Here is an 18,887-nt window from a genome sequence, read left to right on the forward strand (position 1 = left end):
TTGGTCTCTCACCGGTGGGTGGTTTCGCGATCGCGACCAGGGCCTCATGCTGGTCAGCGTCCTCGGTAGGGGTCGATGTTCGAGCGGTGGGACTTGGTGACGGTGCGGTGGCCGGGCATGCCAGGCAGGGCGACGGCGGAGAGCTGGATGACGCAGGTGACCTGGGCGGTCACGGTGCCGCTTTCGCCAGCTGGGTCGTGGAAGCCGGATAGGGCGAGCCGGACGTGTGGGTGGCAGTGAAGTCCTTTGTCGCGCAGGGTGGTCATCGCGCTGGTGGTGGCGTCGGTTTGGGCTTGGGTGGCGGTGCGGGCGATGGAGGCGTGGCGGGCGGCGTCGGCTGCGGCTTGGCTGACGACGGCGCTGCCGTGCTGGATGCGCATCGCGGTCAGGAGCGCGGCCAGGAAGAGGATGAACAGCGGGGCGAGGATGGCCGTTTCGACGACCGCGTTGCCCGCGTCCCCGCATCGGTCATGCCGACGCCGCCCGGGTGGTTGCCGCTGTGGAATCGAGGTCATGGTCTCTGCGGTGTGGTGAAGTGTTCGCGGGCGCCGCGTGCCGCTTGCGAGACCTGCAGGTGCAGGCCAGGCAGGACGGAAGGCGCGTGTCCACGCACGTGGACGGTGATGGTGTCGGCGCCGGTCACGGTGACGGCGGGTGCTTGCAGGACCGGTTCGTGGCGGGCGAAGCCCGCGGCGGCGGTGCGTCCTTGCGCGTGGCTGCCATGGCGCGCGCGTGCGACGCGCAGGCCCTCTTCCGCAGCTGCCAGCGCGACGTCGCGTGCGACCGACACCAGGACGGCCTGGAGCAGGGCCAGGAACAGCAGGCCGACGGCGGGAAAGACGATGGCGATGGAGACGGCGGCCGAGCCGCCGTCCCGGCATCGACTGCGACGTATGCGGGGACTCACGGGCCCTAGCCGGGGATCTTGTTGATCCAGTTGTGGACCTTGCCTTTGACGGCGAGGTAGATGGTGAAGGCCAGGCCGGCGAAGCCGGCGACGAGGATGATCGTCTCGACGACGCTGGCGCCCCGGTCAGAGCCGTTGCGGGCGTTCTCGCGCACCTCCTCCAAGCGCCCGACAAGGGTGATCGCGATCAGCACGGCTACCGCGTTCAGGTGTTTCATATCCCCCCTTTTGGTGGTTGGTGTTCAGCCGGATCCCAGGAGTCTGGAGAAGAACGGGAAGCCGACCAGGATGACGAAGCCGAGCATGAGCAGGGAGGTGGGGACCCACATGGCGGTGGTGCGGGTGTTGGCTTCGGAACGGGCGGCGGCGGAGGCTTCATGCCGCATGCCGGTGATCTTTGCGACCAGGACGTCGTGCATCTTGGCGCCCTCGCTGCCAGCGATCTCGGCGGTGTGGGCGAGGTCGACCAGGTCACGGACGTCGATGTCCTCGCCGAGACGCGCCAGAGCGCGCCAGGGCTGCTGCTGGGCGTGCCGGGCTCGGGTCAGTGCGTGGTGGACGCGTTGGAAAGGCCAGCTGTCGGTGATCTTGGCGGGCTCCTCGAGCGCGGCGTTCAACGCGGCGCCCGCCTCGCGTTCCAGGACGACGAGCTGCAGGTAGGCGGCGAAGGCGTACCGGAAGTCCCTGCGGTGCTGGCGGGCGTGGGAGCGGACGTTCCAGTCCGGGGTGAACGACAGCACTGCGGCCAGGAGCAGGCTGGCCAGCACCGGCAACGTCCATGACGGGCGGCCACCGGCCAGCGCCATCAACCCGAAGAACAGCGAGGGGGTAGCGAGGCCGGTGATGAACAGGGCCAGTTTGTCGAGCATGAACCGTTCGGCGGAGCGGTCGAGCAGGGCCAGGTCGGTGCGCGGGAGGGCCAGCATCCCGGCGGGACGGGTGAGGTGATGAGCCAGCCAGGCGCCGATGCGGTCAACACCATCCGGCTGCGCGGCGGCCGTGGGTGGACGCAGTGGAGTGGCCTGGATGCGGGCGAGCGCGGCGTCGAGACGTGGTGGTGCGGGCCGCAGCTCGCGCACGACGATGATGAGGCCGAGGGCGGCGAGGCAGCCGGCGGCGGCGGCGAGCGCGGTCACCGCTCTGCTCCTTGCCTGCCTGGGCCATACGCGGCTGCGGCGTGTTCGGAACGCAGGAAGCGGGTGCCGGTCGACAGCGCCGATAGGCGCCGCATCCACCACAGGCCGATCGCGTAGATGGCGGCGACGACGCCCAGGACCATCTGTCCGAGCGGTGTGCCGTAGGGGTCGGCGAGGGTTTGGGAGGAGACGAACAGCGCGCTGAGGGCGCCGACCGACAGCACGATCACCAGCAACGTGGTGCGCAGGCTCGCCCGTTCGGCCTCCACGTCGCGGCGGACGATGACCTCCTGCTCCACCGCGTCGGCCAGCAGCGCGAGGGCCTGCCGCGCTCCGGGGCCGCGTCGTTTGGCGGCCAGGATCAGCGCGGAGGCGAGCAGGTCTCCGATCGGGTCGTCCAATTCGTCGGCGAAGGCCCGCAGAGCTTGTTCGGTGGGGGCGTGGTTGTTGAGACGGTCGGCCAGCACGCCAACCGATCCGCGGATCGCCTGGGGTGCGACGCGGGCGCTGTCGGCCAGGGCCTGCTCCAGTCCGCGGCTGGCCCCCATCATCTCCGCCAGCCGCCGTGCCCACTGCGCCAGCGCCTCCAATCGGGCGATACGGCGTTGCGGCTCCCGGCCCGACAGCATCGGCGGCAGCACGTACACAGCCAACCCGACCGCGATGGCGGCCACCGGCCACCGCAGCACCAGCAACACTGCCAGCCCTGCACTGACGGCCGCCAGCAGCCGCTTCCGCCGCCCAGGGGAGGCGGCCGCGCGCAGCGCCAGGCGCACGCGCGACGGCGGCCGCCCCTGACGGCGACGCATCTGGACGCCCAACATTCCCGCGACGATGGCCAGGACGGACGCTGCAGCGCACAAACCGGCGCCCGCCGCCAGGAGAATCGTCATGACCACCTCTGCCCAGACGGTGCGAGATCACCCTCGGCGGCGGTGAGCGCGGATGAGTCGAATCCGTGAGCAGCCAGCTCCTCCAGCAGGGCCGGGCTGATGTGTCCGCCGGCCGGTGTGGCGGCCCCGTCCGGGCCGGGGACGAAGATGTGGTTGCGGGTCGGTTCCGCCGAGTCGGCGGGAGGGCCGACTTCCATCACCTCGGTCACGTACCGTTGGTTGCGGGCGGGATCGCGGTGGAGGTGGACGATGAGCGGTTCGGCCATCCCGAACATCAGGTGCAGGTCTTCGGGGCTGAGGCCGAGGTCGGCGCGGCGGCCGAGCTGGACCACCCGGTTGAACACGTGCTCGGGGCGGTGGACGTGCAGCGTGCACATCGAGCCGCGTGCCCCGCTGTACATCACCTCCAGCATCGGCGCGAGCTCGCCCTGCCGCGCCTCACCCACGATCACCCGATCCGGATTCAGCCGCAGGCAGGCCGGCACGAGGTCTTGCAGTCGGACCAGGCCGACGCCTTCGGAGTTGGCCTGGCGTGCTTCGAGGGCGACGACGTCGTGATGGCGGTGCGCCAGCCGCGGGTCGTCCAGGAACAGCTCGAAGTCGCTTTCCAGGGTGATGATCCGCTCATCGGCGTCCATCTCATTGGCCAGCGCACGCACCAGTGTGGTCTTGCCGCTGTTGACCTCGCCGCACACGATGATGTTCCGCCGCGCCCGGATCGCCGCGCGCAGGAACTCCTCCAGCGGCTCGGTCAGCGTGCCCAGACGGGTCAGCTGGTGCAGGGAGACATCGACCAGGCGGTGCACGCGGATGGCCAGGTGAGGATGCCGCGACACCCAATGCACCACCGCCAGCCGTACCCCATCCGACAGCGCCACGTCCAGCAGCGGGCTGGCGTGGGAGAACTCCCTACCGGTGTTACCGCGACGTGCCAGCAGCTGGATCCAGTCCACCAGCCGCGCATCGTCCTCGGCGACCGGTGGGCCGGGCTTCTTGGAACCGTCGGTGTAGGTGATCCAGGTCTGACGGCAGCCGTTGACCACGATGTTCTCAACGTCGGATCGTTCCAGGTACGGCTGCAACGGACCCAGCCCGAAACGGTGATCGAACACCGCCCGCGCCACACGCCGCTGATCCTCGGCCGTCGGCATCAGCTCGCCGGCGGTCATCTGCTCGTGCGCCCACACTTGGACCTCGGAGTTGATCCGGTTCCAGGCTTGGTGGCGGTCGACCTGGTCGTCCAGCACATCGACCAGCCGTTGGGAGACTTCGCGTACCGCTGCCCAGTCCAAGCCCTGGTCGTCGGAGGGCGACTCGTGAGCGCCCATGGAAAGCGGGCCCGCAGCATCCTGGTCGACTTCGAGGGCGTCGATCGGCGGCCCCCATCCTGTGGCGGTCATCGGCCACCTCCAGCCGAGGCCGCCGCAGCTGGCGAGGGCTGGACGGCCTGCGCGGCAGTATCCGTCTCCTCCGAAGAGGCATCTGCGCGGCCGGCTTCCTCGGCGGCCTTGCGGACGCGTCGCCCCATGGTCTCCAAACCCCGCATCAGCAGAGAGGCGTTGAACGTCAGCCGCGGCGCGGCACCATCGGAAAGCACCCGGGCATCGGGCGGCGAGCACGGCAACTCGGCAGTGATCGGATGGCCCAGGACCCGCTGAACCTCCGCGGCGCTGTAGGCGCCATCGTCGATCAGGCACAATCTGATCTGAGCGCCCTCACCGACCACCTCCCGCAGGACCTCCAGTCGCGGTAGAGCGGCATCGACCTGCCCCAGCGTCGGCCTCAGCACCATGACGACCACGTCAGCGGCCTCCAACAGGCCCACCGGAGTCTCAGCCCCGCCGACCCGTCCCAAGTCGGCGATCACGTCACCGTCCTGGGCCATGAAGGTGTCGGCGAGGGGACGCCACAGCCGGGCGAGCTGCCGTACCTGCCGGGGGTCGTGAATGCCGTGCAGCAGCCGGGCCTCGCCGTCCTGGGTCAACGGCAGGGTGTACTCCTCCAGCGCGGCTGCGGCGCCGTTCGGGTTCGCCTGTACCGCCATCGCCAACCCGAGCAGCCCCGGGCCGGCAGGCCCTTTCAACCGATCCGCCATGAACCCCGACAGCACCCGCCGCCCCGCCGGATCGCACTCGGCCAGCAGCACCTTGCCGGGCCAGGTGAGGGCGAGCCCCAGTGCGGTGGTCGTCGCGCCCGGGGCCCCGCCCGCAGAGATCACGCAGTACAACGCCACGGGTTCAGCCCCTCCTCGCGGTCACGACCAGCGACACGAGCCCGGCTGCCGCCTGCCTGGCCACCATGCTGCTGTCGCCGTCCACGACCACCAACGACACCGTCACGGTGCCCTCGGCGTTCGGGTCACCCACGTGGTCGACGAGCGCTGCGACGTCCTTGACCGGAGCGCCCTCACCGGCCGCGGGGGCATCGCCCCGGCCCGGAGCACCCGGAGTGGTCACCACCCGGACCTCCCACCCCGGCGCCAGCCCCGGTGGCACCTCGCTGGTTTTCAGCGGAACCGTCACCAGCGCCTCCCCGGGAGCGGGATGCGCCTGGACGGTCAGCTGCGAGGCCGATAGTAGAGTTCCCTGCCGCAACCCGACCGCTGCTCTACGCCCGACCACCTCGGCGAGTTGGCGCGCGGGAATCGTGTGAACCGTCGCATCCACCGCAACCATCGCCGTGTTCAGATCGGCGCGCGAAATCTGCTGGCCCACCGGCACATCACGCACCAACCGCACGACCGACACCCGCTCACTCGAGCTTTGGAACAAGTAGACGTTCGCCAGCACCGCCAGAGCCATCAGCATCACACCGGCGGCGATCCACCCCGGCCGCCGCTGCCGCGCCACCCGGCCCGACACCGCGCGCCCCAAGCCACCCGACTCCTTGGACCGCCTGGGCTTGGGCAGCGTCTTGCCCGCCGATGTCATGTCCCCTCCCACCGTCACCTGTAGAGGCCCTGCGCCTCGGCGACCCGCACCGGAAAGCTCGTCGAACGACTCAGCGGCGGCAACACGCCACCCGCCCCACCGGAACCGACCCACGTACCGCCCCAGGTCACCGTCACCCGAACCCGATACGCGTTGTCGCCCTGATGCAGGGAGGAGCGCGAGAAGGTGTACGAGCAATCGGTCCGCTGCGACGCCGCAGGCCGCGAGGCGTCATAAGCCGTCCCGGCCCCAGGGCAACGAACCGATTGTTGCCCACCCCCTGGATCCACGGTCAAGCTCTGCGGCCGGGCGGTGATCTCGACCCACGCGCCCCCCGCCTGGGCACGCTCGGACAACGGCCGCCAGTTCGCCACCCAGAACCAATGCGGCAACCCAACCAAACCCGAGGAACCACGCGGCGGAGCCGTCCGCACCTCCGGCTCAGGAATCGGCAACCGCCGCCACTCCGACAACGCCACCTCAGCCGGAGACCGCCCAGCCTTGGCATCCAATGGACGATTGGGCCGACAGATCCTTATCGCCGCCCAGAGAACCCCAGGCTGACACGTAGCCGTAGAGGTCACCTCGGTGGGTATATAGACCGCGCTCTCAGTCGCGCTGGACGCCGCTCCCCGCGGGGCAGCGGAACCCACCTCCTGGCGCACCCCGAAGCCATAGCCGTTCTTGTTGCCGATCGGTGGCAAATGATCGGCTATAGAGACCGTAGGCGTCAGGAAGGTTCCTGTGAATAGTATGAGGGTATTGGTGGCAACGATTGGCATCTGTTAACAACCTTCACCCAGTACGACATACTTACTGACCCGCCAGCGCTGATCACTGCCCTTCTTTAGGGTTGTCGTAATGCTTTCTCTTCTTATTCCGCGGTTGATCTTGCGGCGAGTTGTCGTGTCTCGCATGCCGGCTTTGCTGGAATCCAGGCAATCGTTGACCGTGGCCTCGCTCTCTTTGATCGCGATGCTCTTAATGTGAACGACGCTAATTCCGTAGGACGAGACCTTATTCGCTTGGTGCTGCTCGATGGTGGTGAGTACTTTGGAAAGTTGCGGTTCGACCATGTGGGTCGATAGCTGTTTCTTGCGGCCAGATTTGGGAAGTGAGTCTGCCTGGTCGAGAATGGCTATGAATTTTCGATATGCTCGCTCGACCGCTTGGTGGTCGGTGGAGTTTGCAGAAACTGAAGGGGTGCGTGATGGCGTTTCGGATTGAGTTGGCAGGGCGACTGTTGCCCGCCTGTCGTCGCAACTGCTCAGAAGGAAGGTGGCGCCAGCCGCGCTCGCTATTGCGATGGTCGTGGTCGACCATCCACCGGTTCTGATCAAGCCGATCTCCCTGATTGGCGATCATTCGAGCATCTAGCCGCCTAGCGGAGTGGTGGACCTCTGTGTTCGGCGGGCGGTCGCAGGCTCCGTGTGATGCTAGGTGTGTGAGGACCGCCCTGTGTCCTCTTCTCTTCGATGAGAAGGTAAAACCATCCTGGCGGCCAGCCGTGCATCCCCAGCCATTTGAAGCTTGTCCGCTTTGGGTCGGGCTGGGGTGGTGGGTCGTAAATGGATGGCCTGCCTGTGTCCAATGAGTGACGCAGGCAGGTCAACTCCGTTAGTACTCCAGCCGTAGATCGTGATCTTCATGGCTGCAGAGTGGTCTGGCGGCGGTAGTGGCTGTGGCGGGCGCGGGCTTGATGGCGTCGGCGCCAGGTCGACCAGCGCAGTCGGTGGGCGGTGTCGCGGACGGGCCGGACGACCAGGGCGGTGAACAGTCGCTGGATCTCGTTGCAGGTGAGCGGGATAAGTCCGCCTGGGCTGGTCCCGTCGTCTGTCGGGACCTGGTCGCGGCGTTCGAGGGCGGCGGTGACGGCGAGGAAGGCGTGCGCGAGCAGGGCCAGCGTGACCCACCGGTGCCAGGAGTCCCAGCGGCGCACTTGGTGCTCGTCCAGCCCCGCCAGGCCCTTCGAACTCTGGAACGTCTCCTCCACGGTCCAGCGGCTTCCCGCGACCTTGACCAGCGTGGAGAGCGGCACTGGTCGGGGCGAGTAGCAGCGGTAGTAGGCCAGTTCACCGGTGGTGCGGTTGCGGCGGATCATCAGGTGCTGATGGCCCGTCGGATCACCTGCGGTGATGGCGACCAGCGCCCAGTCGTACCAGCGGTGTCCCTTCGCGCCACGTCCGGCGGACAGCTTCTGCCAGGCCCGGCGCGGGACGCGTTTGGCCAGGTGGTCGGCGCGCTGGGGACCGGCTGCGGTGAGGACACGGTGGGTGCACGAGACCGCGAGCACGTAGCCGAGCCCGCGCTTCTCCAGCGCGGCGCGCAGTTTCGGGTTGTCGCCGTAGACCTCGTCGCCGGCGGCCCAGGCGGCGGGGGTTCCGGCGTCCAGGACACGTTCGATCATCTGCTGGGCCAGCTGCGGCTTGGTCGCGAAGCCGACCTCGTCCGGAACGGAGGCCTGCTCGCATCGGTCCCGGTCGCCGGTCCAGGACTTCGGCAGGTACAGGGCGCGGTCGATGCCCGCGTGACCGTGGCGGGAGGTGTAGGTGAGGTAGACGGCAACCTGGGAGTTCTCGATCCTGCCCGCGGTGCCGGTGTACTGGCGCTGGACGCCCACGGTGTGCGTGCCCTTCTTCAGATCACCGGTCTCGTCGACCACCAGCACGGCCTCGTCATCGGCCAGGTGCTCCAGCACGAACTCGCGCAGGTCGTCACGGACCAGATCGGCGTCCCACTTCGCTCGCCCCAGCAGGTGCTGCAGCCCGCCCGGAGTGGCGTCCCCGACGTGCTCGGCGATGGTCCAGCAGTTCTTGCGCGGCAGGTCCGCAAGCAGCCCCAGTACCAACTGCCGTGCCCGGAAGCGGGGTTCGACCCGGGCGAACCGGCCCGCGATCCGACCCATCAGGCCCTCGAACACATCCCGCCAGCCAGCAGGGACTACGCTGTTACCTGCGGCCACCGCATGATCTTCTGTCTTCACACACCGATGATCAGCGGTGGCCGCAGCCGTCTTCTCACCAGCCCTGACCAGCCAACCTCACGATCTGTGGCTGGAGTAGGCGGCGACCGAAGGGGCGATGCAGGCGCGCCGTCCCGTGTCAGGAGGACATATGCGACGTGGTGACGTCTGGTGGGCAGATTTCGACGAGCGCAGGGCAGTCGTACTGCTGTCCGGAGAAGAGGCGTCCGGTTTCCTGGCGATGCAGGTCGTCGCTCCCGCGGGCACCGATCTCAGCGGCGTGGCCGTTGAGGTGACAGTAGGCGCCCCCGAAGGACTGCCCCTCGAAGGCGTCCTCAGAGTCGCACTTCCACGTCCCGGCCTCATCCCTTGCACTTGGCTGGTCACCCTGACCAGGGAAGACCTGATCGGGCAGGTGGGCGTCCTGCCGTCCGCGAAGCTCGGCGAGATCGAGGACGCCCTTCGCCTCGGTGGACTTGAGTAGGCGAAAAACGACGGACACCACCGACGGCGCGGCCGATCTCGTCCAGATGGCCACGGTGGCCACGCCCATATCAGCGGTGCCCCACCCCCAAGATCACGATCTACGGCTGGAGTATTAGCCCGGTCGATATGACCTTCAGGTGGATATTCTGTCTGAAGTCGGTGAAAGATCGCCGGCATGTATCGCGGCGGCCAGGCGTGCCTCTGCGTTCATGCGCCTCCGATAGAGCCGACTCGGTGCGATGCCTCGGTCTTGTGCGATGTCCGTAAGGCACACGCCGTCCAGGCGGGTTGCGATGATCAGTGAGGCCATGTCCGGTGTGATGATCTCCTGCCGCGCGGCTCGGAGGAGGAGGTCGACAGGATCGGAGTCCTGGCCGCTCGGGCACGAGGGCATCTCCTCAGGTGTGCAAGCGAGGTGACGACTTTCCCGGGCACGGGCGCGTAGTGCTCCCTTGCGCGCCCACAGCATCAGGCGTGCCGCGATGTGCGGGCGAGTGATGTCGATGCCGTGCAGCTGTGCGACGAACTCGGTGAGGAGTTCGGAGACGATGTCGTCGGCGAGTCGTTCGGGGCTTGAGCGGAGTACCCGTGCCGCGACGTTCTTCAGCCCCGGCATCGCGACTCCTACGCACCCGATGACCCAGGCAGGGTCTTTGGTGCGCGCCCGGGTGACCAGCTCGGCCCAGACGGCGTCTTTGAGGGTGTCGGTCGCGGCGGGGGCCAGGAGCGCTTCGCGCAGCTCGCCCAGATCCACTGCTCGCGCGGGCTGTCCGTGCCCGACCTTGCGGCCGTCGAGCGCCAGTGGGCAGGGGCCGGCGATCAGAAGCTGGAAGGTGCGCTCGGCGACTGCCAGGGCGTTCCCTGGCCGGTCGCCCACACATGCGTTCCCTGCTGCGCCGTCGGCGTTGTTGTCGTGGGTCATGGCGGCCTCCGAATGTGCGTGAGGGTTGGTGCCGCCAGGTATCGCCCCCGACCTGTGCACTTCCTGGGCACCCTCTAGGCAGACGCGGGCTGCTGCGCTCGCGCCTAAAGTCTGCTCAGATTGGCTGTGACCTGCAGAGATGCTGCTCTGACGGTGCTTGCCAGGCGGGGTGGCAAAGGAGGCGTCAGTGTCTAGATCCGTCCCTGACCTGGTCCGCAGTCAACGCCGGGTTTTCTCGGTAAGGACTTCGGCAACCGAGCTCGCCGCCTGTGGGGCCGAGGAGTCTCCGGATGCAGCCAGCGGCCGGATCGAGGTCCATGGGCCGAGGGGCGTCTACTCGTGTCCATCGCCAGTTTGCTTCTCAGCCGCGGTGGGTGGCAGGGGCCAAGTGAAGGGCCTCACCTTCTGTCCGGAGGTGGATTGAGGGGAGGAACGACATAGGCGACCGCGTGATCAACGCAGCGCGGAAGGATCGACCGGCCGCGACTTGTGCGGCCGAAAAGAGGCGAGCCACAGTGCCCTGCCCGCGAACACCGGCCGGAATGCATCCGGCCCAACCAGGAAGGACAGGGCATGAACACCAACACCGACACCATCACCGACACCCTGACGGTGCGGACGGCTCGACGGCGCCGAAGAACGGTCCGGTCCCGGTCCCGGTCCCGGTCCCCGACAGCTTCGCCAAGGCGATCCTGGACGTGGTCGACCGCCTGCGTGCCGAGTCCGAGGACGACCCAGATATCGACGGCGTCACGATCCGCACCGAACACGGCACCGTCGGGATCCGCGCGTTCCGTCCCGGAATCACCGACCCCGCCTACGCCTGGATCGGCAACCTTGACTGGGCCGCCCTGATCATCTACCTGCCCACCGACAGCGCGGAGATCTACATCATCCCGGGTGCCCATTTCACCCAGTGTGCCTTCCGTGCCAACGGCGTTCTTCAGCACGTCGATCATCAGGACGCCGACCACCCCGGGGTCTACTGGACCGATCTCACCGGCGACGCCTACGACCAGCGGTTCACTCGCTTGGCCCCCTACCGCGTCACCTGACCGACGAAGGTGGGGGCTGCGTTCCGCGAGTCTGAGAACGACAAAGGTCCACAACAACGGTGTCCGTCCGTGTCCGTGCAGATGCTCGGTATCTGTGCGGGCACGGGCATGCACGCCGTCGACCGGCCGCGCATGCGTCCTCAGGAACCGTCAGTCAGGGCGCTCACGAATCCCGACGGCCACAGGTCGATGACGCGTAAGGCGACCGCGGTGACGTCCTGGTCGCTGGTGTCGATCCGGATCATCGAGGCCGGGTCGGACTGCCTCACACGGTCCGACTCGTCGGAGTCGCTCAGAGCGTGTGGGACGTCGCGCCGGGCAAGCTGATGGGACACCTCATAGGCGTCCGACGACTTACCGACGCCGGCAGGCCGCACAGCACCAGGACTTTCGTGCCGGGGCATGCGAGAGTAGGCCGTTGCGTCAATCCATGCCGCTATTGAGCACTACGACTCTGAGAAGCTCAACAACACCGGCCATGGCACCGCTCAGCAGGGCGCCGGTTCCGAAAAGGCTGGTTTCTGCTCGGCTCACGGCCTGGGGCGGCGAACATATTGGCTGCGGTCGTTGGGTTCGATTGGCCGAACTCGGCATGCGGATTCTTTCGCGGTGCATGGTGGTGAAGTTTCTTGGGTGTGCGGCTTGACCCGGGGCGTGAAGGCGGTATTCCTTGGGGCGGTGCCGGCCGCGCTGCGGGAGGGGTGTGGCGTGGCCGGTCCCGTGAAGTCAAGCAAAGAAGGGGTGTGAGCGGAATGGCAAGAGGGAACTGGGGGATGTGCACCGCGGCCGAGTGGCTGTGGGGTTCGGAACCGATGCGATGGCGGCGGGCCTATACCGGAAGGCCTGACCAGGTGGCGTGGGCGCGTGGGTTCGCCAAGGCGCTGTTTTCGGGTAGCGGGCGGGAGGATGACGCGGCCGTAGTGGTCGCTGAACTGGCCAGCAACGCCATCCGCCACACGCGGTCGGGAGAGCACCGGGGATGGTTCGGGCTGGAGGTCGCCTTTGGTGAACTCGCCTACATCGGGGTCACCGATCTCGGAGGTGGGTGCGTGCCACTGTTCCGCCCCAAGAACCCGGAGTGCGAGCTGACCGAAGGGGGGCGCGGCCTGCAGGTCGTCTCCGAACTCGCCGTCTCTTACGGCATCCATGGCTCTGCCGGGCTCGGGCACACCGTATGGGCGGACGTCGCCCTCGGCGGTCAAGGCCCGGCGGTCGGCGGCGCCGAGCTGGCGTCGGCGTCGTAAGGAGGGCCCAGCCTGCGGCTATCAGGCTGGGCCCTCGGAGGCAGGATACCGAGAACACCGCCTCCCCTCAGGCCCCATCGGTCTCCCTTGACAGGGAGGCAGGTGGGGCCTCGTCGTCGACACACCGCCGCTGCACTGGCCGCCGTCATCGCACTGGGGGCCAGGCCATGGGGCGGCAGTTCGGCGCCGGGCCGACTGATGTCCGAGCCGTAGACCAGGGACAAACAGTAGATTTCGGTGCGATTTTTTCGGGGTTCCGTCCAGTGTTCTGTACGGGATTCTCTTCGGTCTTCTGTTTATGAACGGCAGGGTGCCCTGCGTGCGTCTGTGCAGGCCAGGTCGCTTCTGCATATTCCGTTCGTGGCCCCGACTCGTCTGTAGGACGACTCCTGGTAATAGCGGGACTGTGTAATCTGCCAACGGCCGGTGCCCCTGCTCTGGGGCCTGACTCCCAGCCCTGCTGGTCAGTGCCTTCCCTGCCGAATGGGAGAGCTTCCCCTGGAGCATCGGCCAGCGCCGCCCGCGTGCGAGCCCGAGTCGCCTCGGGCGCGAGTCGCACCGCCCCCGGCGCGTGAGAAGAAGGTGCCTGACGAGACCTTCGGCAACGGCATCTTCGCCCGAGGCGGATTGCGAAAGAGGCGCGCGGTTCGTGGCCGCCCGCACCTATCGTATGGCGAATTTATTTTTGCGGCGTCTTTAGGGTGCGGTCGTGTGGGGTGTTCGGGGTTAGCTGGTTCAGCCGTTGAGGTGAATAAAAAAGCGGCCGAAGGTCCTTGCTAGTGGCGTGTTATCGAGAAATGGTCGAGCTCCCGGTGAACGGGAACGGCACCGAAATGCGGGCGCCGTCACCAACGAAATGGGAGACGAAATGGCAACGGAGAACACCACCGCGAACACCGCCACCGAAAACCGTCCCACGGGTGCGGACGGCGCCGCGAACGGCGTGACGCCTATCGCGGGTGCGGGACGTCCATCCGGCGCGGCAGGGGACGTGTGGGACGCGCTGACGGCCACCCCCGGCGGTACGGTCGCGGCGATCGCGGCGGCGTCCGAGGTCAGCCGCGCCACGGTGACGCGCACGCTGACCGCCCTGGAACGCGATGGCCGCGCCGTCCGGGCGCGTGGCGGGTGGGACGGCGGTAAGCGGCTGCCCGACGTCTGGAACGCCGTAACGCCCCCCACCGACACCGACACGCCCCCCACGGACGACGCCGCGCCCACTGCCCCGTCTGATGATGCCGGAGCCACGGCCACGGACGGCGCCACCGCGACCACGGACGGAGCCACGGCCACCACGGACGGGACCGATAAGGACACCGAGCCGCAGGACGTGCCGCAGACCTCCCCCGACACCGACGGCGATACCGACGCCACCGACACCAACACCGGGACATCCGGCGACGACGGCGGGCCGGTCATCGATACAGCGGCGGTCGGCGAGGCCCGTGACGCGCTGAGGGCGTTGGGTGCGGCGATCGCGGACGCGCTGACGGCCCTGGACGGTGGGGATGGCGCGGCGGCGTTGGGGGCGGTTGAGGCGGTCTACGGGGGGTCGGGTCGGGCGCGGCGGTTGGTGCGTGCGGCGGCGAACGGACGGCCGCGCAACGCCTCGGGGATCGCGCGTTCTCTGCCGGGTGAGATGCGGGCGAAGGTCGCCGCGCATCTGGCCGCGTACCCGGGGGCGGAGTTCACCCCGCATGAGGTCGGCAAGGCGCTGGGGCATTCGGCCGGTGCCGTTTCCAACGCCCTGGACCGCCTGGTGGAGGCCGGTCGGGCCGAGCTGGTGTGCGAACGGCCGCGCCGGTTCACCGCCGTCCCCGCCGCTGACAGCGCCCGCACGGTGGCCACCACCGCGCACTGACCGGCCGACCGGTCCGGGGGCGGGCCTTGGCTGCAGGACCGCGCCACCGCCCGCCCGACCGGGCCACATCCCGACCGCATCTCAACCCGACAGGAGAAGGACCCGATGACCACGACCACGACCACGACCACGACCGCGCCCGTGCACGCGACGATTCCGGCTGGTGCCGGGCGTTTGGGGCAGGGAGAGTTGCGGCGCTGTGTCGCCGCGCACCTGGCTGCCTATCCGGGGGCTCGGTTCACGCCCGGTGAGATCGCCAAGGCCCTTGACCGGTCGGCTGGTGCCGTGGGTAACGCGCTGGCGACGTTGGCCGACCACGGGCACGCCGAACTGGTGGGGACCGGCCCGCGCCGCTACCGGGCCACGGCGACCACGCGTGAGGCCGCCAAACCCGCCGTGAAGCCAAGCGGGCCCTCGGCACCGGAACCGGTCGCGGCGCCTACCCCCGCGAGATCGTCGGTACCCCGAACCCCACCGGCGCCCGGTACCCCACCCGCCGCGAAGAGCCCCACGGCGAAGAGCCCCACGCCGGGCACGGCGGCGGGCGGGAAGACGATCACGAGGCCGAACGGGCAGGTCTATCACCCGCGCCTGTTGGCCGATCTTCCTGATGTCGGCGCGTTGCGGCGGCTGCGTGAGGCGTCGATTCCTGCACTGTTGTACGGACCGCCGGGGACCGGGAAGACGTCGCTGGTCGAGGCGGCGTTCCCGGACCTGATCACGGTTGCGGGGGACGGTGATACGGCGGTGGCCGATTTCATCGGTGAGTACACCCAAGCGCCCGGTGGCGGATATGAGTTCGTGTACGGGCCGCTGGTGACCGCGATGACCGAGGGCCGTGCCCTTCTCATCGATGACGCGACGCTCATCTCGCCGAAGGTGCTGGCGGTGGTGTACCCGGCGATGGACGGGCGCCGCCAGATCACGGTGAAGGCGCACAAGGGCGAGACGATCACTGCCGCCGAGGGGTTCTACGTGGTCGCCGGTCACAACCCGGGTGTTCACGGTGCGGTGTTGACCGAGGCGCTGGCGTCTCGGTTCGCGGCGCAGATCCGCGTGTCCACCGACTACGACCTGGCCCGCACGTTGAAGATCGATCCCCGCGCGGTGAAGGTGGCGCGGAACCTGGCCCGTCGTCAGGAGTCCGGCGAGATCGGGTGGGCGCCGCAGCTGCGCGAGTTGATCGCCTTCCAGAAGATCGCGGGCGTCCTCGGGGCGGACGCGGCCGTGTCCAATCTCGTCGGTGTCGCGCCCGAGGAGGACCGCGAGGTCGTCGCCGAAGTCGTCGGCGCCGTCTACGGGCGTGCGATCACGCCGCTGTCCCTAGGCCGCCAGATCTGACCTGTCCCACCACCCACCACCAGCCGACGGACCAGCCCGACGACAGGGAGGTATCTCCGATGACCGCGCATGTGATCGCCGCACCCGAACCGACGCCCGCCACTGACCCGAGAGGCGCCTGGTTGAGGCTGTCGGCCGCCTTCACCGACGCCGTGACCGATCTCGCCGACCGCGAAGACCTGACCGTGACGTGCGCCCCGGGCATGGGGCGCGGCGCGCCGGGCTGTTTCATCCCCGACCTGGCCACGGTCGAGTTGGACGGCGCGCACCTGGGGCACGCCCCGCATACGTGCGACCCGTCCCGCCCCTCGGACCGGGAACGCTACCCGGCGTTGTGGGGCGTGCTGGTGCATGAGGCCGCGCACGCCCACCACACCCGGTGGTCACCGCCGAACGGCACGCCCGCCGCGCACGCCGACGCCGCTCTGGTGTTGGAGGAGTCGCGCATCGAGGCGGCCCAGATACGCCGCCGTCCGGCCGACCGCCACTGGCTGCGTGCCTCGGCCACCCACCTCGTCCTCGCCGACTTCATGCCACCCGCCCCCGCCCCCGCCACCGTCCCCGGCGCGGGCGCCACCGCCACACCGCCCACGACACCTACACCCGCCATGCCCGCGCCGAGCGCGGAGATGACGCCGTGGGACGCCGGGCGCGCGGCGGGCCTGCTGCTGGCGCGTGTGGACGCGGGCGTCCTGGATCGCGACGAGGTCGCGCCGCTGGCAGCCGTCGTCACAAAGATTCTGGGTGCGAGCCGGTTGAGTGCGCTGTCGGCCCTGTGGCACATCGTCCACGCCACGGGCGATGGCGATCAGGAGAAGATGATCGATCTCGGGCGTCGCTGGTGTCGGATCGTCGGGGTCGACCCCGACCGCCCCGCCCCCCAACCGTCACCAGGCGCCTCCGGCGAGGCGTCGGGATCTTCGCCTTCGCCGTTGGCGGAGGCCATCGGCGGCGCCCTCACCGCCGTCGCCACCGCCGAAGGCCTGTCCACCTCGGGCACCCCCGACACCACGGGAAGGTCGGTGAAGGCGGACGAGCGGCGCCGTGAGCAGGCCACCCGCGACAAGACCCGGCGGGCCGCGCACCGCGTGTTCGGTGCCACTCACCCCGACCATGGGCGCCGGGGGCCGACGGCGATCACCGGTACCCGTACCCCGCGCCCGGACGAGCAGGCGGCCGCGCGGCGTCTGGCGCGCAGGTTGCGGGCCGCCGCGCACCGCGAACGCCTCACCACAGTGAGTACCTCGCCCACGCCGCCGGGACGGTTGCGGATGCGGGCCGCGCTGGCCGCCGACGCGCAACGCGCCGCCGGATCCGTACCGACCGCCGAACCGTTCACACAGACCACGCGCCGTCACGTCCCCGCGCCGCCGCTGCGCATCGGGATCGCGTGCGATGTGTCGGGGTCGATGATGACGCTGGCCGCGCCGGTGGCCTCGGCGGCGTGGATCCTGGCCCGGGCCGCCTCGCACGTGCCCGACGCGCGCTCGGCCACGGTCATCTTCGGCGCCAAGGTCCGACCGGTCACCTACCCCGGACGCACCCCCGAACGCGTCAGCGAGTTCTCCGCGCACGACTCCACCGAGCAGTTCGTCGAAGCCGTCGAGGCCCTCGACGGCACCCTGGAGTTGTCGCGCCCCGGCGCCGCCCGCCTGCTGGTGGTCGTCTCCGACGGCATCTTCACCGCCGAGCAGCGCCGCACCGGGCAACAGCGCATCGACCGCCTCACCGGCACCGGTTGCGCCGTCCTGTGGCTGGCCCTGTCCGGCAAACCCAACGCGATGAACGGCGCCCACCTCGTCGCGCTATCCGACCCGGCCAAAGCGGCCGACACCATCGGCGCCGCCGCCACCCGCGCCCTACGCCTCGCCTGACCGCCCCGCCCGGTGCGGCCCCCCACCCCCGGAGGACCGCACCGGGCACGAGCCCCGTCTTGCCTTACCCCGACGACTCGATGGGAGATTCCGATGGCCGGCGAGATGTTCGTTCTTCTCGGCTGGGCATGGGACATCGACACCGCTGCACGGCTGGCCGTCCGGCACCCCGTCACGCGCCCTGATATCCGGCCGCTGGCCTGGGCCCGCACGGTGATCCAGATCGATCCCGACCACGCCGCCACCGCCGACCTGTCGCGCCCGCTGCTGGCCGTCCCGGTCCCCAACACCCAGACGCCGCTGGTGATCGACGGATACCACCGGATCCACCGGGCCCTGAACGCCGGGATCCACCGCCTCCCCGTCGTCCTTCTCGACGAAGACGACGAACGCGCCTGCCGCATCCGGGGCGGCGGCATCTGACCACAGGTCCCGCACCTTTCACCGCCGAGAAGACGAGGAGAAGGAGACCGTGAACGATTTGGAGAGCCACATGCGTGACCGCCATGAAGTCGCGCTTCATCTGCGAGGTGACGCCGAGGGCCGACTCGTTGCCCGCATCGACGAGGGCGAGGCCATCGCCCGCGAAGTGCGGGCCGTCGCGGAGGCCCGCGCCGTGGCCGCTTGGTGGGACAGCGTCATCACCCAGATCGATCAGGCCGGTAGCGGACCAGCCGACGCCTTGCTGCGTGGCCGCGAGGCCGCCCGCCGTGTCCTGCTCGACCGGCCGCCCCCGCGCGCCGCCTGTCCAATCAAGCTGGGCTTCGCCGTCGCCTCGATCGAGGGCGCACGCCGGTTCTACCGCGACACCGCACACCTTGCGGCCCTTGTCACCGGGGTCGAGCCGCAGAGATGACGACCAACCTCGGGGCCACTGGCCGCGACACGGGACACTCCAAGGAAGTCCTCGTGGCACACACTGCGAACCTTGACCGCCCGTGTGAGGTTGGCGGGCCGCTGCTCGACCGGATTCGCGATCTCACCGAGGTTCTCGATCATGTGGACGGTGCATCCCGTGACCAGGAGCCAGCAACTTCACGCTGGCCCTAGATGAGCTGATCTTGGCGGCCCGCCGGACCGTTGCCGCCGCGATGCCGGTCCTGGGCGCCGAGAGGTCCTCGTTCGCGTGCTGCGCGATGCCGCCGAGTACCGAGGCCGTGCACCGGACTGGTGCCGTGACTGGGGCAGGCTGACGACGGTCAGCTCTGCCAGGACCACGCGGAAGACGCTGCTACTGCCGATGCCTATGACGCGCTCGGCCGCGCCCTCATCGGCC

Annotated in this window: 20 protein-coding genes; 8 read left to right on the plus strand and 12 right to left on the minus strand. The window is 69.2% G+C overall.

Going from position 1 to position 18,887, the window contains the following annotated elements; all coding sequences use genetic code 11:
• Positions 1–53: 53 nt before the first annotated feature.
• From ABD340_RS44405 to ABD340_RS44450, 10 genes are all read right to left on the minus strand, one after another.
• Complete coding sequence (locus ABD340_RS44405; protein ID WP_344597793.1) at positions 54–515, minus strand: TadE/TadG family type IV pilus assembly protein; 462 nt, start codon at positions 513–515, stop codon at positions 54–56.
• Positions 512–907, minus strand: a complete 396-nt coding sequence (locus ABD340_RS44410) for a TadE/TadG family type IV pilus assembly protein (RefSeq protein WP_344597794.1) — start codon at positions 905–907, stop codon at positions 512–514. The genes ABD340_RS44405 and ABD340_RS44410 overlap by 4 nt, the downstream gene beginning before the upstream one ends.
• Positions 908–912: 5 nt before the next feature.
• The gene (locus tag ABD340_RS44415; protein WP_344597795.1) at positions 913–1,125 is read right to left on the minus strand and encodes a hypothetical protein; all 213 of its coding nucleotides are present in this window, start codon (positions 1,123–1,125) and stop codon (positions 913–915) included.
• 24 nt (positions 1,126–1,149) lie between these two features.
• Positions 1,150–2,043 (minus strand): hypothetical protein, encoded by an 894-nt coding sequence (locus ABD340_RS44420; protein WP_344597796.1) that lies wholly within the window; start codon positions 2,041–2,043, stop codon positions 1,150–1,152.
• On the minus strand, positions 2,040–2,936 hold the full coding sequence (locus ABD340_RS44425; protein WP_344597798.1) for a type II secretion system F family protein: 897 nt from the start codon (positions 2,934–2,936) through the stop codon (positions 2,040–2,042). The genes ABD340_RS44420 and ABD340_RS44425 overlap by 4 nt, the downstream gene beginning before the upstream one ends.
• Entirely contained in the window at positions 2,933–4,336 is a 1,404-nt protein-coding gene (locus tag ABD340_RS44430) for a TadA family conjugal transfer-associated ATPase (RefSeq protein WP_344597800.1), read from the minus strand. The genes ABD340_RS44425 and ABD340_RS44430 overlap by 4 nt, the downstream gene beginning before the upstream one ends.
• Positions 4,333–5,169 (minus strand): P-loop NTPase family protein, encoded by an 837-nt coding sequence (locus ABD340_RS44435; RefSeq protein ID WP_344597802.1) that lies wholly within the window; start codon positions 5,167–5,169, stop codon positions 4,333–4,335. Before ABD340_RS44435 ends, ABD340_RS44430 begins: the two co-directional genes overlap by 4 nt.
• 4 nt (positions 5,170–5,173) lie before the next feature.
• The gene (locus ABD340_RS44440) at positions 5,174–5,866 is read right to left on the minus strand and encodes an SAF domain-containing protein (RefSeq protein ID WP_344597803.1); all 693 of its coding nucleotides are present in this window, start codon (positions 5,864–5,866) and stop codon (positions 5,174–5,176) included.
• 785 nt (positions 5,867–6,651) lie between these two features.
• Entirely contained in the window at positions 6,652–7,206 is a 555-nt protein-coding gene (locus tag ABD340_RS44445; RefSeq protein WP_344597804.1) for a hypothetical protein, read from the minus strand.
• A 305-nt stretch (positions 7,207–7,511) separates the two neighbouring features.
• A complete protein-coding gene (locus tag ABD340_RS44450) occupies positions 7,512–8,771 on the minus strand; it encodes an IS701 family transposase (protein ID WP_344597806.1) in 1,260 nt (419 codons plus the stop codon).
• Positions 8,772–8,979: 208 nt separating this feature from the next.
• Between ABD340_RS44450 and ABD340_RS44455 the strand changes: the two genes are divergently transcribed.
• Positions 8,980–9,312: a type II toxin-antitoxin system PemK/MazF family toxin gene (locus ABD340_RS44455; RefSeq protein ID WP_344597807.1), complete on the plus strand. Its 333-nt coding sequence runs from the start codon at positions 8,980–8,982 to the stop codon at positions 9,310–9,312.
• A gap of 135 nt (positions 9,313–9,447) precedes the next feature.
• On the opposite strand, the gene ABD340_RS44460 is transcribed toward ABD340_RS44455, so the two are convergent.
• Entirely contained in the window at positions 9,448–10,236 is a 789-nt protein-coding gene (locus ABD340_RS44460; protein WP_344597809.1) for a hypothetical protein, read from the minus strand.
• 698 nt (positions 10,237–10,934) lie between these two features.
• Between ABD340_RS44460 and ABD340_RS44465 the strand changes: the two genes are divergently transcribed.
• Positions 10,935–11,291: a hypothetical protein gene (locus ABD340_RS44465; RefSeq protein WP_344597811.1), complete on the plus strand. Its 357-nt coding sequence runs from the start codon at positions 10,935–10,937 to the stop codon at positions 11,289–11,291.
• Positions 11,292–11,431: 140 nt separating this feature from the next.
• On the opposite strand, the gene ABD340_RS44470 is transcribed toward ABD340_RS44465, so the two are convergent.
• Positions 11,432–11,560 (minus strand): hypothetical protein, encoded by a 129-nt coding sequence (locus ABD340_RS44470; RefSeq protein WP_344597812.1) that lies wholly within the window; start codon positions 11,558–11,560, stop codon positions 11,432–11,434.
• 504 nt (positions 11,561–12,064) lie between these two features.
• Here ABD340_RS44470 and ABD340_RS44475 point away from each other — a divergent pair.
• The 6 genes from ABD340_RS44475 to ABD340_RS44500 all read left to right on the plus strand — a co-directional run bounded on the left by ABD340_RS44475 (position 12,065) and on the right by ABD340_RS44500 (position 18,467).
• A complete protein-coding gene (locus ABD340_RS44475; protein WP_344597814.1) occupies positions 12,065–12,535 on the plus strand; it encodes an ATP-binding protein in 471 nt (156 codons plus the stop codon).
• 868 nt (positions 12,536–13,403) lie between these two features.
• Positions 13,404–14,396, plus strand: a complete 993-nt coding sequence (locus ABD340_RS44480) for a helix-turn-helix domain-containing protein (RefSeq protein ID WP_344597816.1) — start codon at positions 13,404–13,406, stop codon at positions 14,394–14,396.
• A gap of 141 nt (positions 14,397–14,537) precedes the next feature.
• Positions 14,538–15,737, plus strand: coding sequence for an AAA family ATPase (locus ABD340_RS44485; RefSeq protein WP_344597817.1), 1,200 nt, complete (start codon positions 14,538–14,540; stop codon positions 15,735–15,737).
• Between the two features lie 59 nt (positions 15,738–15,796).
• Positions 15,797–17,611 (plus strand): vWA domain-containing protein, encoded by a 1,815-nt coding sequence (locus ABD340_RS44490; protein WP_344597819.1) that lies wholly within the window; start codon positions 15,797–15,799, stop codon positions 17,609–17,611.
• Positions 17,612–17,704: 93 nt separating this feature from the next.
• Positions 17,705–18,034, plus strand: a complete 330-nt coding sequence (locus ABD340_RS44495; protein ID WP_344597821.1) for a ParB N-terminal domain-containing protein — start codon at positions 17,705–17,707, stop codon at positions 18,032–18,034.
• A gap of 49 nt (positions 18,035–18,083) precedes the next feature.
• Positions 18,084–18,467, plus strand: a complete 384-nt coding sequence (locus ABD340_RS44500) for a hypothetical protein (RefSeq protein ID WP_344597822.1) — start codon at positions 18,084–18,086, stop codon at positions 18,465–18,467.
• Positions 18,468–18,887 lie beyond the last annotated feature (420 nt).

This window comes from Actinomadura vinacea (genome assembly GCF_039532545.1).
GTDB classification, from domain to species: Bacteria; Actinomycetota; Actinomycetes; order Streptosporangiales; family Streptosporangiaceae; genus Spirillospora; species Spirillospora vinacea.